15 protein-coding genes are annotated in these 16,043 nt (G+C 58.6%); 5 read left to right on the top strand and 10 right to left on the bottom strand.

All coding sequences use genetic code 11. From position 1 onward, the window contains the following. Positions 1–112: 112 nt before the first annotated feature. From AB5Y76_RS06055 to yciA, 3 genes are all read left to right on the top strand, one after another. A complete protein-coding gene (locus AB5Y76_RS06055; protein ID WP_156128786.1) occupies positions 113–472 on the top strand; it encodes a hypothetical protein in 360 nt (119 codons plus the stop codon). A 181-nt stretch (positions 473–653) separates the two neighbouring features. Then, the gene (locus AB5Y76_RS06050) at positions 654–1,487 is read left to right on the top strand and encodes an NAD-dependent epimerase/dehydratase family protein (RefSeq protein ID WP_263717615.1); all 834 of its coding nucleotides are present in this window, start codon (positions 654–656) and stop codon (positions 1,485–1,487) included. Positions 1,488–1,546: 59 nt separating this feature from the next. Continuing rightward, positions 1,547–1,951 carry an acyl-CoA thioester hydrolase YciA gene (yciA, locus tag AB5Y76_RS06045; protein ID WP_005337875.1) on the top strand — a complete coding sequence of 135 codons (405 nt, stop codon included), beginning with the start codon at positions 1,547–1,549 and terminating at the stop codon, positions 1,949–1,951. Here the strand turns inward: yciA and AB5Y76_RS06040 are convergent, their stop codons facing one another. After that, a complete protein-coding gene (locus tag AB5Y76_RS06040; RefSeq protein ID WP_005337874.1) occupies positions 1,952–2,176 on the bottom strand; it encodes a hypothetical protein in 225 nt (74 codons plus the stop codon). It lies immediately after the preceding gene. A 107-nt stretch (positions 2,177–2,283) separates the two neighbouring features. Here AB5Y76_RS06040 and AB5Y76_RS06035 point away from each other — a divergent pair, with 107 nt between their 5' ends. Continuing rightward, positions 2,284–3,129: an endonuclease/exonuclease/phosphatase family protein gene (locus AB5Y76_RS06035; RefSeq protein ID WP_005350508.1), complete on the top strand. Its 846-nt coding sequence runs from the start codon at positions 2,284–2,286 to the stop codon at positions 3,127–3,129. A 105-nt stretch (positions 3,130–3,234) separates the two neighbouring features. Here the strand turns inward: AB5Y76_RS06035 and AB5Y76_RS06030 are convergent, their stop codons facing one another. The 9 genes from AB5Y76_RS06030 to AB5Y76_RS05990 all read right to left on the bottom strand — a co-directional run bounded on the left by AB5Y76_RS06030 (position 3,235) and on the right by AB5Y76_RS05990 (position 14,182). Further along, entirely contained in the window at positions 3,235–3,531 is a 297-nt protein-coding gene (locus AB5Y76_RS06030; RefSeq protein ID WP_223849348.1) for a GrxA family glutaredoxin, read from the bottom strand. 97 nt (positions 3,532–3,628) lie between these two features. Next, positions 3,629–5,068, bottom strand: a complete 1,440-nt coding sequence (gene dacB / locus AB5Y76_RS06025; RefSeq protein ID WP_263717616.1) for a D-alanyl-D-alanine carboxypeptidase/D-alanyl-D-alanine-endopeptidase — start codon at positions 5,066–5,068, stop codon at positions 3,629–3,631. Positions 5,069–5,181: 113 nt separating this feature from the next. Continuing rightward, complete coding sequence (locus tag AB5Y76_RS06020; protein WP_263717679.1) at positions 5,182–6,942, bottom strand: DEAD/DEAH box helicase; 1,761 nt, start codon at positions 6,940–6,942, stop codon at positions 5,182–5,184. 114 nt (positions 6,943–7,056) lie between these two features. Continuing rightward, positions 7,057–8,094, bottom strand: a complete 1,038-nt coding sequence (locus tag AB5Y76_RS06015) for an HlyD family secretion protein (RefSeq protein WP_258720992.1) — start codon at positions 8,092–8,094, stop codon at positions 7,057–7,059. A gap of 3 nt (positions 8,095–8,097) precedes the next feature. Further along, the gene (locus AB5Y76_RS06010; RefSeq protein WP_005337862.1) at positions 8,098–8,436 is read right to left on the bottom strand and encodes a DUF3302 domain-containing protein; all 339 of its coding nucleotides are present in this window, start codon (positions 8,434–8,436) and stop codon (positions 8,098–8,100) included. A gap of 223 nt (positions 8,437–8,659) precedes the next feature. Further along, on the bottom strand, positions 8,660–10,081 hold the full coding sequence (locus tag AB5Y76_RS06005) for a carbon starvation protein A (protein ID WP_005350521.1): 1,422 nt from the start codon (positions 10,079–10,081) through the stop codon (positions 8,660–8,662). A gap of 140 nt (positions 10,082–10,221) precedes the next feature. Next, a complete protein-coding gene (gene btsR, locus AB5Y76_RS06000) occupies positions 10,222–10,926 on the bottom strand; it encodes a two-component system response regulator BtsR (protein WP_005350523.1) in 705 nt (234 codons plus the stop codon). Further along, positions 10,923–12,593, bottom strand: coding sequence for a sensor histidine kinase (locus AB5Y76_RS05995; protein ID WP_263717617.1), 1,671 nt, complete (start codon positions 12,591–12,593; stop codon positions 10,923–10,925). Before AB5Y76_RS05995 ends, btsR begins: the two co-directional genes overlap by 4 nt. 353 nt (positions 12,594–12,946) lie before the next feature. Beyond that, positions 12,947–14,182 (bottom strand): HD-GYP domain-containing protein, encoded by a 1,236-nt coding sequence (locus tag AB5Y76_RS05990; RefSeq protein WP_263717618.1) that lies wholly within the window; start codon positions 14,180–14,182, stop codon positions 12,947–12,949. Between the two features lie 230 nt (positions 14,183–14,412). On the opposite strand from AB5Y76_RS05990, the gene AB5Y76_RS05985 reads away from it, so the two are divergent. Next, on the top strand, positions 14,413–16,029 hold the full coding sequence (locus AB5Y76_RS05985; protein WP_263717619.1) for a phosphoethanolamine transferase: 1,617 nt from the start codon (positions 14,413–14,415) through the stop codon (positions 16,027–16,029). The last annotated feature ends 14 nt before the right edge of the window (positions 16,030–16,043 follow it).

The following is a 16,043-nucleotide window of genomic DNA, read 5'->3' as shown; positions in this document are numbered from 1 at the left end:
ACTCTAATCGAGGTCATATTTTAAGGTGAATGGCACTAAGGCATTGAAAGTTTTTCATAAATACGTCTGTGTTAGAGTGGTTCACTTCACAGAACAAATTTGTTAGGTGCTTATGACTAATCGCCTTTTAAGTCTCTTGGGGTCATATCCAGAGTGTGACGAATTTCAAATCGGGAGATTGCTTGTTTGGGTCGAGTACCCTTCAGGCAGAGACCGTTTAGCTTGTTTGCGTAATGCAGAGGCGATTCTTCCTGAGCTAGAGTCTGATATTTCCAGAGTGGAAGAACTTGCTGCGATGAGCATTGGAAGTGCAGTCCCAGCAACTGTAACGGGCATAAGAATTGAAGCAGAACGATCCGCCTCGTATGAATGCACCTTTTTTGACGGGGAACATGAAGATGAATTCATAACCATCAGCAGAGATTCTGGTGGCTACCTTTTTGCTGATGCTCAGAGCAAGCGTGCAAGGTGAAAGAGCTATAGAAAAGGCTTTATAAGAAGCTGACGAAGCTGACACAGAACCAGATAGACAAATGCCGCCATCTTGGCGGCATTTGTCTATCTGTAGGCTGTAGGAGAGTTGGCCAAGGCTTCCTTTTCCGACCAAGGCAGGTAAGCTGCGAGGCAAATAGCGTCAAGCAGGAGAAGGGACGATGACAGAACAACATATCGCCGGGACGATCGGCATTCTGGGGGCGGGGTGGCTGGGGCTGCCGCTGGCGCGAGCCCTGTTGGCGGCTGGCAAGCAGGTGGCGGTGACGGTTAGCAGCGCCGAAAAAGCGGCCCGTTTGCAGGGGGAGGGGATCGCTGCCTATCTGCTGACGATTTCTGCCGAGATGCCCGTCGCTGATCAAAAAGAGCAGTGGCCCATCCCCTGCGAGAGTCTGGTGATCTGCGTACCTCCCAGCAAGACCGATGACTATCCGCAGGCGGTGGCAAGGGCCTGCGCGTTGGCCAAAGCGAATGGCACCCGGCGGGTGCTGTTTGTCAGCGCCACCTCGGTATGGGGCGCAGGACAGCAGGAGGGGGAAGAGCCCCAACCCCGTCATGCCCGTGGCGAGCGGATGCTGGCAGCGGAGCAGGCGGTGCTGGCGGCCGGTTTCGAGACGGTGATGATAGTGCGCCCCTCCGGCCTTTATGGCCCGGATCGCCATCCCGGCCGTTTCCTCGCGGGCAAGACTCTCGATGGCGGCGCCCAGTCGGTCAATCTGGTTCATCTGGACGATGTGGTGGCGGCTTGCATCTTGCTGCTGGAGCGGGGCAAGGACGGGGATGTCTTCAACCTGAGCGCGCCGGTGCATCCGCGCCGCGAGCAGTTCTACCCCTTTGCGGCGCGCCAGCAGGGGCTGCCTGTGCCGGTCTTTATCGAGCCTGCTGGTGAATTTCAGCCCATCGACGGTCAGCTGATTTGCCAGCAGATGGGATTCAACTATCGCTGGCCCGATCCGGCCCACTGGTTTGCCGAGCTCGCCGCCTCGGGCAATTGAGGTTTGCCAAGGGGGTGATCGCCCCCTATCATGCCGCCATCCATGAGAGAGAGGCGGTAATGATGGTAGATACAAAACGTCACCCCGATGGGGAGTTGTTGCTGAGAACCCTGGCAATGCCAGCCGATACCAACCCCAATGGCGACATCTTTGGTGGCTGGATCATGTCCCAGATGGATATAGGTGGGGGCATTATGGCCAAGGAGCTGGCAAAAGGACGTATTTGTACCGTATCCGTCGAAGGCATGACCTTCCACAGTCCGGTCAAGGTGGGTGATGTGGTCTGCTGCTACGGCCGCTGCATGAAGATCGGCCGCAGCTCCATGAAGCTCAAGCTGGAGGTGTGGGTCAAGCCGGTACTGCGGGAAAACGATGCCCAGCGTTACTGTGTGACCGAGGGGATCTTCACCTATGTCGCCATCGACGAACAGGGCAAATCCCGCCCGGTTCCGGTGAGTGCCTGATTAAATCAGCCGGGCATTGATGATGGATATTTCCTGCTCAAGCCCGGTTTTTTGCCGTATCATGCGTTCCAGCATCTCTTCCGAGCCCACATATTGCAGGGTGTCAAACAGGCAGAGATCGCATTGAGGGTCCCGTCTTATCTGATAGACGGTGGCCAGCTCCACTTGATGACAATTTCCTTGTTGATCATAAAACGTCACATTGTACCGAAGTTCTTTCGCCATGAGACAAGGTCCTTCTGGTTGGGTGGAACAGGGACTATCAGCTTAGTCGGCGTGGATGACGTTTGTGATGGTCGCAACAAAAAGCAAAGGCGGGCGGTTGTTAGCCAATGAAAAATAGTTATCGCATTCTTGGCACCTCCCTGCTGACCCTGGGGTTGGTAGGCTGTTTTGAGGTGCCGGATCAGAACCATCTGGTCACAGCTCAAGGGATTGTGCCGGGACTCGACTGCCAGCGTCCGCCGCTGGTAGCGTTGGCGACCACGGCGCTGCCCCGTGAATTCGGGGTGACGGTGTGGAATCTCTACAAGGGCCAGCGCAAAAACTGGCGTGAAGGGATGGACAGTTATGCCAAGGGGCAGGATCTGGTGCTGCTGCAAGAGTCGGCCACCCGTCCCGATATGCTCGACTGGCTGCGCGCCGGTGATTTCCAGTGGCAACAGCTGCAAGCCTTCACCCAGGGCGGCGTCTCGTTCGGGGTGATGACTGTGGCCAAGACCCCGCAGGCGTTCGTCTGTGGCGTGCGCTCCCCCGAACCTTTGTTGCGCATTCCCAAATCCGGGCTGGTGAGCCTCTATCCGCTGCAGGGCGATCCTGACGGCGTCATGGTCATCAATATCCATGCGGTCAATTTCGAGCTGGGGATGGCCACCTTCCGCGAGCAGCTGAACGATTTGACTGCCTTGGTGCGCCGCCATCAGGGGCCGGTGATCCTGGCCGGTGATTTCAATACCTGGAGCGACAAACGTCAGTTCTGGTTAAGCAAACTGGTGGACGAGCTGGGGCTGCAAGAGGCCGTGCCGGTGCCTGACTTGCGCCGCACCGCCTTCGGTCGCCCGCTGGATCACCTTTACTACCGCAATCTGGATCTGGTCGAGGTGAGTTCACCGGCGACCGACAGCTCGGATCACAACCCCATCATTGCGCGTTTTGCCGCCCAGTCTGTGACTCCCTGATCGGGGATGATGTGTGCGTGTTGCCCATAAAAAAATCCGGCGCCTGATGGCGCCGGATTTTTTATATGCTCTGGCGGTCAACCCGCTCGGGATGACCCGCAGGCATTACTGGTAGAGACCCAGATTCGCTTTGGCGTAGGCTTCGAAATCGGTGCAGCCACCGATGTGCTGCTCATCCAGGAAGATCTGCGGCACGGTATTGACCGGCTTGCCGGCGCTCTTGGCCAGATCTTCTTTGGTGATCCCTTCGGCATGGATATCCACGTAGCGGAATTTGAAGTCATCGCGCTGTTCGGTCAGCTGCTCGGCGATCTGTACGGCACGGACACAGTAGGGGCAACCCGGGCGACCAAAAATCACTGCAAACATATTTTCTCTCCGTTTTTTAAGCCGTTTATGTATGGCCGTTGATATGAGGCAGGCAACAGCATAGTCCTGCCTCGTGGCGACTTGAAGCCGAAATTATCGATACCCTGATCCGAGTGGGCCTATTGCGGCATCACTGCGGCTCGGCGATCTGGATCGGCTGCTGCTGATAGATGCTCTCCAGCACCCCCTTCTCGAACACAGTCCAGGGCCACGGCGCCTTGCTGGCACGGTAGCGCTCATGGGTGGCCGGATCTTGGGACAGGCCACGCTGGAACATCACAAACGCCTTGCGCTGGCCGCCCGCCGTGTCGATAAAGCCCACCAGATTGGAGGTGCCGGTGATGGTGCCGGTCTTGGCGTGCACCTTGTTCTTCATCATGGGGGCGGTGACGCTGCGGCGCCATGCCAGGGTGCCATCCACCTGGGAGCTTGGCAGCAGCTTGATCAGGCCAAGTTCGGCATCATTTTTCTGGATGAAGTTCAGCACCGACATCATCTGACGGGCGCTGATGAGATTGTGAGCGGAGAGACCGGAGCCGTCTGCCAGAGTGGCGTTGCCCAGATCGATCCCGTTCTTGGTCAGGATGGCGCGCACCGCCATGGTGCCACTGCGATAGCTGCCCGGCTTGTTGTAGTAGTGACGGCCCACGGTTTTGAGGAAGGTATCGGCGTAGAGGTTGTCCGATTTCTTCAGCATCTTGGCGAGCATCACCGGCAGGGAGACCGAATAGTGGGTGCCGAGGGTCTCTGCCCCTTCAGGGGCCTTGTGGGTGACCCGCAGCAGGCCATCATGCTTGATACCGGCACGGTTCATCGCCCAGCGGATGTTGTCCCAGCCCCAAGCCTCCACGTCGTGAATGGCGAAACGCAGACCCTGCGGCTCTTTATTCGGGGTGATGCAGCCCTTGAGCTCGTAGAAGTTGCCCTTGGCCATGTCTACTTCCAGTGCGCAGAACTGGCGCGCCATGTCGCCATAGCTCATCACTTCCACGTTGTCGGCACCGATGCCGATGGGCACGCCGGTGGCCACGTTGCCCACCGCCGGTTTGCCAATTTGGGTGGCACTGATGGTGCCGTAGGCGCAGTTCTTGTCGATGATGACCGAGGAGACGGGCGCTGCGAAGCAGAGGGTCTGATCCCCCCACGACCAGCCGTTGCCGCGCTCGTAGCCGTTGTAGGCGCCGGTGTTGACGTAGACATTCCCCTTGATGCTGGTGACGCCGAGTTGCTTGAACAGGGCCAGCAGATCCATGCGGGAGAGGGTGGGGTCGCCGACGAAGTTGATCCAGATATCGCCGTTGATGGTGTCACCCTGTTTGGCACCGGGTTGGGCCTGAATGTCGGTGGCGAAGCGGAAGTCGGCACCCAGCTCGAGGCGGGCCGCCAGCGCGGTGAGCACCTTCATGGTGGAAGCTGGAGCGATCATTTGATCCGCGTGGCGGGCGAACTCGACGCCGTTATTGCCCTGCACCATGATGGCGTACTGGCCACCCTGAGGGGGCGTCAGCGGGGCGGCATGAGCCGCCAGAGAAGAAAAGAGAGCACAAAAACCAATCAACAGCCGCTGCATAACATCCTCTAACGTGACGAAGGGCCCGGCAGTGGTGCCGACCCTGATAATTCAACCAGCCGATGCGGGATCGACGGGGGTAATGCAATTCATGCCATGTATGCCGGTCGCCATCATGCCATCGAGTTGGCGGTACGATAGCGGCCCTCATAATCAAAAATTTTCTCTTTTATCTGCCAGAAGCGACCCGATTTGCGGGCGATGACAAAATCCGGATGACGGAACTGGCTTTGCGCGGCCAGCACGCTCGCCAGGGTGGCAAATTCGGGCTCCAGCCCCGGGGCGGGCCAATGATGACGCACAAAGTGCTGTTGAAACAAGCGCCGTGCGCCCGGGGAGTGAAATCCGAAGTATTCACTGAGGGTCAATCCATCCTCATCGTGGTAGGTCACCTCCAGCCGCTCCCCCTGTTTGCCGCGCCCTGCGGTGAGGGTTAGCCCCGCACAGCGGATCACCATGCAATCCTTGAGATTGAGCGCCTCTTTGAGCTTGTCGTCAGGGTCCACCAGCAGCTGATCGCAGCTCTGGCAGCGGCGGGCGGCGATGTCGTTCTCCGCACCGCAGCCGGGGCAGATCTTGGCGCGAAAGCGGTAGTCGCACTCCTCGCGGTTGCCCTCATCATCTTCAAACAGCCCCTGACAGCGGCGACCGTAGTGCTCGATCACCTTGCCATCCTCGTCGGTTTTGCCCCAGAAGGTGTTGGCAAAGCCGCAGGCGGGGCAGGGCACCTGTACCGGCTCGGTACCGGCGTGGGGGCGAGGCTCCCCCACTTCGGGGGCAAACAGGTTGAAGTTGTTGCCCGCATAGTCGAGCACCAGACAATCCTCCTTGCCCGGCGAGAGGCGCAGGCCCCGCCCGACGATCTGCTGATAGAGCGAGACCGACTCGGTGGGGCGCAGCATCACGATAAGATCGACGTGGGGGGCGTCGAAGCCGGTGGTGAGCACCGCCACGTTGACCAGAAACTTGAGCTCGCGCGCCTTGAAGGCGCTGATAAGGGCATCGCGCTCCGGCCCCGGCGTTTCGCCGGTGATAAGGGCTGCCTGCTGGCCTCTGGCGCCAAGCAGGCCGTGAATTTCACGGGCATGCTCGACGGTGGCGGCAAAGATCATCACCCCCTGCCGGTCGGCTGCATACTCCAGCACCTGACTCAGGATATGGGGTGTAACACGCTCCTGCCGCTTGAGCTCGCCGTTGAGATCCGCCTCGCTAAAGAGGCCATTCTCCCGCGCCACCAGCTTGCTGAAGTCGTAGTGAACGATGGGGGCATCCACCATGCGCGGCGGCGTCAGGTAGCCGTTTTTGACCATAAAGCGCAAGGGCAGCTCGAACACGCAGTCGCCAAACAGCCGCTCGCCGTGGCTCTTGACCATGCCGTGGTAGTGGCGCCGGTAGATCCAGCCCAGCCCGAGCCGATAGGGGGTGGCGGTGAGGCCGAGGATCTTGAGGGCGGGATTGGCGGCCTTGAGGTGGTCGATCACCTGATGGTACTGGCTATCGTCATCGAGCGAGACCCGATGGCACTCGTCGATGATCAGCAGCGAAAACGCCCCGTCGAAGGCCGCCAGATTGCGGGCGACCGACTGCACCGAGCCGAACACCACCTGGGCGTTTGCCTCCTTGCGATCCAGGCCGGCAGCAAATATGTCGGCCTTGAGCCCCCACGCCTCGTACTTGGCGTGGTTCTGCTCCACCAGCTCCTTGACGTGGGCCAGCACCAGCACCCGACCGCGCGCTTTGCGGGCCAGTTCGGCGATCACCAGACTCTTGCCAGCCCCGGTGGGCAGCACCACCACGGCGGGATCCGGGTGTTTGCGAAAGTGGTTGATCACGGCGTTGACGGCGTCGGTCTGATAGGGTCTGAGAACGAACATGGGGGCGTGGCGTTTGGGCATGGTGCGGCGCAGGGTGGCGCCATTATAGGGTGCTTGCTGCCACAAAAACAGCGGGCCGGCATGATGCCGACCCGCAGGGTGCTTGGTTGCTGATCAATGGAACGGGAAGATGTAGTTCATCCAGCTTGCCATGCGCAGCAGCACTTTGCGCATCACAGATACATGGTGGAAGTACTGGGTGTAGACCGCAGCCTGCCCGCTGGCACCGGCAATCATCTGATACTTGGCCCACTCGGGGTCGGTAATGGAGATGACTACCGGCAGGCGACCCGGACGCACCGCCGTGGTCTGATCCAGCAGACCGGCGTTGGCCTGCACGTTACCGGCTGCAATGGCCGGAACCACGGCGGTCACCTTGCCCTTGAAGATTTTGCCGGGTACGCCATCGATCACCACTTCGGCCTCATCACCCACCGCCAGTCGCTGCATGCTGTTCTGCCAGAACCAGCCGACATAGGCGGTGTCATCCTTGTGGATGAAGGTCATCACAGGACGATACATGAAGGGGGTGGCGATCATGCCGGGGCGCAGGGCCAGCTGCACCACATGACCATCGCTCGGGGCATAGACCACGGTTTGTGACTGCTGGTATTTGGCTTCCAGCAGCTGGGCCTGCAGATCGTTCAGGGTGGCTTTCTGCTGGTCAATCTGGGCCACGATATCGTCCACGTTGGCCTGGGTGACGTCGAGGTCACGCTGCTTGCCCACGCCACGACGCATCAGGTCGCTGGCACGATCTCGATCCAGTCTGGCTGAGCGCAGTCTCGCCTCGATGGACTTGAGGTGCTCGCGGTTGGATTCGACCCGTGCGGTGAGGCTATCCACTTTCAGGCGGAACGGTTCGTCATCGAGGCGAAACAGCACGTCGCCTTTTTTCACCGGCTGGTTGGCTTGTACCGGCACCTCAACGACCCGGCCCTTGACCAGCGGCACTATGGGGGTGGAGACGTAGTAGTTGCGCGCCATCTCGGAGTAGGGGTGGTTGTAGTTCATCAGCATGATCAGGGTGCCGATGAGCAGCACGCCGCCCAGTGCTGCGGTGGGGACGGTCCACTTGTTGAGCGGGATGCGGAAGATTTTGAATATGGCGACACACAGCGCCGTGTAGGTCAGGATCAGTAGCAGGTCCATGGTTTATCCCTGTTGCTCACTCTGTTCGATAGTGTTGATACGGCTCTTCAGATCCGCCAACTCCTGCTTGAGGGCCGCCAGCTCCTCTTCATCTTTTTGCAGCCGCTGGCTAAAGCCCCAGCCGCGATCGGGGCGATAGATGGTTGCCCAGATCCAGAGGAAGGGCCACAGCACATGCAGGGTAAACAGGCTGACCCAACCTGCCACGTGAATGGCATCCTGATGAGGGTGATTCCGATGTTTGGCAATCTCGTAAGGAATATCGTGGATAACGATGACGCCATAAAAAATGACCAGCCCGACAAAGACGAGCAGACCAAGTGCAAAATAATCAAGGGCCATTTATAACCTCCACTGGCATGACGCACAGCTTAATCATTGGTTCCAACAAGCACGAAAGCAATTAAGAATCACACATTTATCGTCAGTTCGCCCGGAATCTTAAAGCTATTCGCTGTATTGAAGCTGAAGCCATTCAATAGTTGCATTATTAGTCTTTTTGTCATTAAAAAAGGCGCCATCAGGCGCCTTTTTTGTGCTGCTTTCGCTGCATTTTTTGCTGTTTTTACCCTTCGCTGGTACTGCTGACCAGCGGCTGGCGGAACTTCATCAGGAAGGCCACGGTAATGGCCGCCGTTGCAGTCAGGCCGATGATGGTGGAGGTCCCCATCTCCAGCCCGAACCCGATGGGGGCGTTGGCCAGATAGGTGATCACCACAGCAGTCATGAACATGGCGGGAATGGTGCAGATCCAGTGCAGCTTGCCCTCTTTGATGAGGTAGGCAGCCGCAGCCCACAGCATGATGACGGCGGTGGTCTGGTTGGCCCAGCCGAAGTAGCGCCAGATCACCCCGAATTCAGCCTTGGAGATGATGAAACCAAGGATAAACATGGGGATGGCGATCAGCAGACGCTTGGCCAGCGGCTTCTGGGTCATCTTCAGGAAGTCCGCCACGATCAGGCGAGCACTGCGAAACGCGGTGTCACCGGAGGTGATGGGCAGGATCACCACGCCGAGGATGGCCAGAATGCCGCCGACTGTGCCGAGCAGGCTGGTGGAGACTTCGTGTACCACGGCTGCCGGGCCGCCGTTGGCCATGGTAGCGTTGAGCGCTTCGGTGCTGTCGTAGAAGGAGAGACCCAGGGTGCACCAGATAAGGGCGATGATCCCTTCACCGATCATTGCACCGTAGAAGATGAAGCGGCCGGATTTTTCGTTCTGCATGCAGCGTGCCATCAGCGGTGACTGGGTGGCGTGGAAGCCTGATACCGCGCCACAGGCGATGGTGATGAACAGCAGCGGCCAGAGCGGCAGCTCGGTCGGGTGCAGGTTGGAGAAGTCCATCCCGGTGTTGTAGAAGCCTTTGCCGGAGGCGATCAGGCCAACGATGAGGCCGACCGACATGAAGACCAGCAGGGCGCCGAAGATGGGATAGAAGCGACCGATGATCTTGTCGATGGGGACTATGGTCGCGAGGATGTAGTAGGCAAAGATTGCCACAATCCAGTAGACCAGATCGGTGGAGGTGAGGTTGGCGAGCAGCCCTGCCGGGCTCAGCACGAATACCACGCCCACCAGCATCAGCAGCACCACGGCAAACAGGTTCATGAAGTGCTTGGCGGCGGTGCCCAGATGCTCACCGACCACGGTTGGCACCGAGGCCCCCTTGGCGCGTACCGACAGCATGCCGGAGAAGTAGTCATGTACCGCACCGGCGAAGATGCAGCCAAAGACGATCCAGAGCATGGCGACCGGGCCGTAGAGGGCGCCCAGGATGGGGCCGAAGATGGGGCCGACACCTGCGATGTTGAGCAGTTGAACCAGATAGACTTTCTTGTCCGACATCGGGACATAGTCCACCCCGTCAGCCATGGTGATGGCGGGGGTTTTCAGCTCGGGTTTCGGGCTGAATATCCGTTCGATGAATTTGCCGTATATGAAGTAGCCGGCCACAAGTAAGCCGACACAGAGGAAGAACCAGATCATTGCTACGCTCCTGCATTGTTATTTTTTAGTGTGCAGAGCGAGTCTAAAACGGTTGCGCCTGACTGGCAGGTGAAACTCCCCGAGCGGCGCTTTGGCGCGCCGAGCGGTCGGCGGCTGTGATCAGGCGCACACTCCGCGGCTCAGTCCAGCCCCAGCTGATCTTTGAGCTCCTTTAGATAGCGACGACTGACCGGCACCCGGGCGCCGCTCGGGGTGACAATCTCTGCCAGCTGGTTATCCAGCAGCCGGATCTCGAAGATGGCGTTGGGGGAGACCAGATACTGGCGGTGGCAGCGCAGCAGCGGACTCTTTTCTTCCAGCGATTTGAGGGTGAGCTGGGTGTGGAACAGCTCGCCCTGACAGGCCACATGGACTCCGCCCAGATCGGAGAAGGCATACTCCACCTGCGCGATGGGCAGCAGTCTGACCCGATTGTGCAGATAGCCCGGAATATGTTCTATAGTGGGGGCCAGCCGCTCGATGGGCTGAGGGGAGATATCCTGCTTGAGGCGAGCGAGGGTTTTGGCGAGCCGAGCGGGCTCCACCGGTTTGAGCAGGTAGTCGAAGGCGTTCTCTTCAAATGCCTGAATGGCATATTCGTCAAAGGCGGTGACAAAGACGATGCGGGGCAGGGGGTCGAGCATGGCGACCAGCTCCATGCCGCTCAGCTTGGGCATCTGGATATCGAGGAACACCACATCGGGCTTGAGGCGCTGAATAAGCGGCAGCGCCTCGATGGCGTTGGCCGCTTCCCCCACGATCTCGATGGCAGGATCGCAGGCCAGCTGCTGCCTCAGCTCTTCGCGGGCGTAGTGTTCGTCATCGACAATCAGGGTGCGGATCATGGTTGCTCCTTGGGGATGGTGATCGAGACCCGGGTCCACTGCTCAGGCTCGCAGGCAATAGTCACGCCATAGCGCTCGCCAAAGGCGCTTTTCAGTCGCCGATCGACAATGGTCATGCCCAGACCGTCGCCAGCGGGGTGCGCTTGCCAGGTGCCTGCATTATCTTCCACATGGATAGTGACGCTGGTGGGATTCTCATCGGTATAGAGGCGAATGCGCCCTTGCTCCAGCAGGGTCGAGACGCCGTGTTTGATGGCATTCTCGATCAGCGGTTGCAGGGTGAAGCTGGGCAGGTGCAGTGTGGCCAGATGGGGCGGGATCTCGTTTATCACCGTCAGCCGATCGCCAAAGCGGGCCAGCTCGATCTCCAGATAGGATTGGCAGTGCTCCTGCTCCTCCTGCAGGGTCGCAAGGCCGCTCTGTCGCTTGAGGTTCTTGCGAAAGAACAGCGACAGGTGCAGCAGCAGATCCCGCGCCTTGTCCGGATCGCGCCGGGTGATGGCACTGATGGTGTTGAGGGTGTTGAACAGAAAGTGGGGGTTGATCTGGGCCTGGATAAGTTTCAACTCGGACTGCACCAGCAGCCGCTGATGTTGCTCCAGCCGACCGGCCAGCAACTGCTGTGACAGCAGGTTGGCAATCCCTTCCCCCAAGGTGTGGTTGATCTTGAGAAACAGCCGCTTCTTCGGCTCGTAGAGCTTGATGGTACCGATCACTCCTTTGTCCCCCTGCAGCGGGATCACCAGCACCGAGCCCAGCTGGCATGCGGGGGAGAGGCTGCAGCGATAGGGCTGGCTGTTGCCATCGGCAAACAGCACCTTGTTCTGGGCGATGGCCTGCATGGTGATGGCTGACGCGATGGGGGTACCCGGCAGATGGTGATCTTCGCCAGTGCCGATAAAGGCGAGGATCTGCTCGGTGTCCGTGATGGCGACCGCCCCCACGCCTGTCTCCTCCTGAATGATGCGGGCAATCTTGTGGCTCGCCTGTGGGGTAAAGCCCTGACTCATGATCCCCACTGTGCGGTTGGCGATATTGAGCGCCTTGGCGGAGAAGACCCGGGAGAACTTCTCATACATCCGCTGCTGGTCGCGGATCATGCTGATAAAGAGCGCCGCGCCGCAGGAGTTGGCCAGAATCATCGGGGTGGCGATGGTGCGCACCAGCAGCAGGGATTTGTCGAACGGGGTCGCCACCAGCAGGATGATCACCATCTGCATGATCTCGGCATAGAGAGTGGTAAAGAAGGCGATACGCGGTTCAAACAGGGCATCTGTTCTCCCCGAGCGCATCAGGCGCCAGTGCACTATGCCCCCGAGCAACCCTTCACAGGTGGTGGAGATGGCGCAGGCGAGATCGGTAAATCCCCCCAGCGTATAGCGGTGCAGACCGCCGGTCAGCCCCACCAGAAAGCCCACCAGCGGCCCCCCCAATAATCCCCCCAAGACGGCGCCGACCGCCCGGGTGTTGGCGATGGCATCATCGATATCGAGGCCCACATAGGTACCGAGGATACAAAAGCTGGAAAAGATGATGTATATCAGTATCTTGTGAGGTAGTCTCACGGAATAGTTGGCAAGCGGGCGCAGCAGCGGGCTTTTCGAGAAGAGATAGGCGATCACCAGGCTGACGCTCATCTGTTGCAGCAAGGAGAGGACCAACTGCATAAAAAACGCTCCTCATAAGCCAGCTGAAAAAATAGCCAGCCCGTGAATAAGTGTGATCAGGATCTTGTTCTGTTGGCCCAACTGGGCGCAACGGGCCGTCAGTTTGCCAGAACAAGTGGATAAAACCATATTAAATCAGCATGTTAAATTGATATTTGTGTAAGCGGCAGCGGGTTGATATTGATGGATGGAGCATGAATGTATCCGCTGGATACGCCACACGGAGGTGGCATGCTCCGCCCGGCCCCTTGGCTGGGCGTTTTTTATACATGGTCAGTTGACAACCTTCTGATGGGGGTTTGAGCAATTATTCCGGTTTGTCCAATGAGTTATCCCCAGCTTCTGGGGATAACTCAGAATGCAAAGTAGTAGCAGAAGCGGCGGGTCAGGTTGAAGAACTGCCGTTGTCCCTCATCGAGCTCTTCCTGTTTGATAAAAGCAGTGATGGTGCGTTCATCTTCCCGCAGATCGATCATGGCGACGGCTTCCGGCCGCTGGGCCTTGATATAGGGCAGGATCTTCGGCTTGAGGGGCATGGTAGGTTCGGTAGAGAGCACCAGCGCGATGCTCTCGTCCGAGAGTTTCACCAGCGATCCCGGTGGATAAACCCCCAGCACCTTGACCAGCAGCTTGACCAGCGTCTGATCGAACTTCTTCTGGGAAAGTTTGTAGAGCTGGCTGATGGCTTGGCTGGGCGCCGCCGGATTGGCGCTGCTGCGCGGATGCAGCAGCTCGTCATAAAAGTCCACCAGTCCAATCAGACGTGCCAGCGGTGGTATCTCCCCTCCCTTGATCCCCAGCGGATAGCCGCTGCCGTCGAGCCGTTCATGATGCAGATGTGCCACCTGACGGATCTTGGGCTCGAAGGCATTGAGCTGGGTCAGCATGTCGAGTCCGTATTGCGGGTGCATGTTGAGAAAGTTCTGCTCGGCCTTGCTGAGATCCCCGCGTTTTTGGGTGATCTGGCTAGGGATCTTCAGTTCACCGATATCGTGGATAAGTCCCGCAAGCCCCGTCTCTTCCAGTTCGATGGGATTCATCCCCAGCTCGCGCGCCATCAGCATGGCAATAAAAGCCACATTGAGGCTGTGTTGCAGCAGGATATCGGTGTGGGGGCTGCGAATAAGGTGGAGCCCGAGAGGCCCTTCATGCTGACTGAGGGTGAAGGCGGCATTACGAACGATCTGGGCTGTATTGGCCAGTCCCTCATCCGGTTTGAGGTTGAGTGCCCCGAGTGCATCGCGCAGCTCGCTCATGGATTGGCCAAAGGCTTTGTCGGCGGCGCGCATGGAGCGGCGAAAGGCTTTCTCGTCAAAGGGGGGCGGGCCCGAGGCAATCAGCTCTTCCAGTTCATCAAGATCAGGCCCGGCATCCGGGATATCGCCGCGCAGCAGCGGCTCGATGGGCAGATCGCTCTTGTCGGGGTCGACCATCAGCAGGGTGAGATCAAGATGACGGAGAATGTCGAGTTGCTGCTGGTCCTTGATCTTGAAGGTATTGAACATAAACGGGTGGTTGGTCCATCCCGTGGGGAGATGGATATAGTGGCCTACTCTCAATTGCTCTATCGAGGCTTGGATCAGTGCCATCGGTTAACCTGCATTTCGTGAATGCCTACTCAACAAGCTAGCAAAATCCGATGGATAGACAACTAAAAATCCATTTCGGGGCTGCGGAGCACCCCGTGCTGTGATGGGGCGCACGAGCGCCGTGCTGCTCCTCTTAATTCGCGCTTAAGTTTTACTTCCTACGCTGGCCCCGTCGTTTTTGTTGGCTTGGCCGGCCCGCTGCACTGCAGGCCGGTATGTAGGAGTTGTTTATGCGTGTAACTCTCGGTGTACTGCAGACCAATCTGTTGCTGGTGCTCTTTTTCGCCCTGGTACTGAACTGGCCAATCTTTATGCATTTCTATACGGTGCTCAGCGCCCTGACCCATGTCAAAGTCGGATTTGCCATCTCGATCCCGCTGGTGCTGATCGCGGCGCTCAATGCCGTGTTTATTCCCTTCACGTTCCGGTTTGTGCTCAAGCCCTTTTTTACCGTGCTTATTCTGACTGGCTCCATCGTCAGCTACGCCATGCTCAAATACGGCGTCATCTTTGATGCAGGCATGATCCAGAACATAGTGGAGACCAACAGTGGTGAGGCGGGGGCCTATTTGAATGGCTCGGTTGCGCTCTGGTTTCTGCTGACCGGGCTGCTGCCTGTCCTGGTGCTCTGGTCACTGCGGATCCGCTATCCGGCTCGCTGGTATCAGGGGTTGGCGTTGCGGGCAGGTGTATTGGCTATCTCTCTGCTGTTTATCGGGGGCGTCGCGGCACTTTACTATCAGGATTACGCCTCGGTCGGGCGCAACAACAAGTCTCTGGCCAAAGAGATTGTGCCTGCCAACTATGTGCACGGCCTCTACAAATATGGGCGGGATGTGCTGTTTGCCACGCAGATCCCCTACCAGCAGTTGGGGACCGATGCCAGGGTGGTGGCCCGGGGAAGCAAGCCGACTTTGATGTTCCTGGTGGTGGGGGAGACGGCGCGCAGCCAGAACTACTCCCTTAACGGGTATGGCAAGGCAACCAACAGCTTCACGGCCAAAGAGCAGGGAGTGGTGTCGTTCAGGGATGTGCGCTCCTGCGGTACAGCAACAGCCGTTTCGGTGCCCTGCATGTTCTCCAACCTCACGCGCCGTGGTTACGATGACCAGCTTGCCAGCTCCCGTGACGGTCTGCTCGATGTGCTGCAACATGCCGGGGTCTCGGTGTTGTGGAAAGAGAACGATGGCGGCTGCAAAGGGGTGTGCCGCAATGTGCCGACCATCGAGATCCTCCCCAAATCCTATCCTGCGCTCTGTCAGGGGGAGTCTTGTTATGACGAGGTGCTGCTGGAGGGGCTGGATCAGCAGATTGCCGGCATGAAGGGCAACAAGCTGGTGGCCTTTCACCTGATGGGCAGCCATGGCCCGACCTATTTCCGTCGTTACCCTGCCAGCGAGCGCGTCTTTATGCCGGATTGCCCGCGCAGCGACATTGAAAACTGCAGCAACGAGGAGCTGGTCAACACCTATGACAACACCATCCGCTACACCGACAAGGTGGTGGGGCTGCTGATAGACAAGCTCAAGTCACTGGAGAGCCAGTACGATGTGGGACTGGTCTATCTCTCCGATCACGGCGAATCCCTGGGGGCCATGGGACTCTATCTGCACGGTACGCCATACAAGTTCGCGCCGGATGATCAGACCCGGGTGCCGCTGCTGACCTGGTTCTCGCCTCAGTTGCAGGCCGATCGCCAGCTGGATATGGGTTGCCTGGCAGCGGAGGCGAGCAGCCAGCGCTTCTCCCATGACAACCTCTTTCACTCCATGCTGGGGATCATGGATGTGCAGACCCGTGTTTACGACAACAAGCTGGATCTGTTCAAGCCATGTCGGGCGGGTTAAACCGCTAGCAAGCA

This window comes from Aeromonas sp. R1-2 (assembly GCF_040908505.1).
In the GTDB taxonomy this organism is placed as follows: Bacteria; Pseudomonadota; Gammaproteobacteria; order Enterobacterales; family Aeromonadaceae; genus Aeromonas; species Aeromonas veronii.
This window is presented reverse-complemented; position numbering and strand designations above follow the sequence as displayed.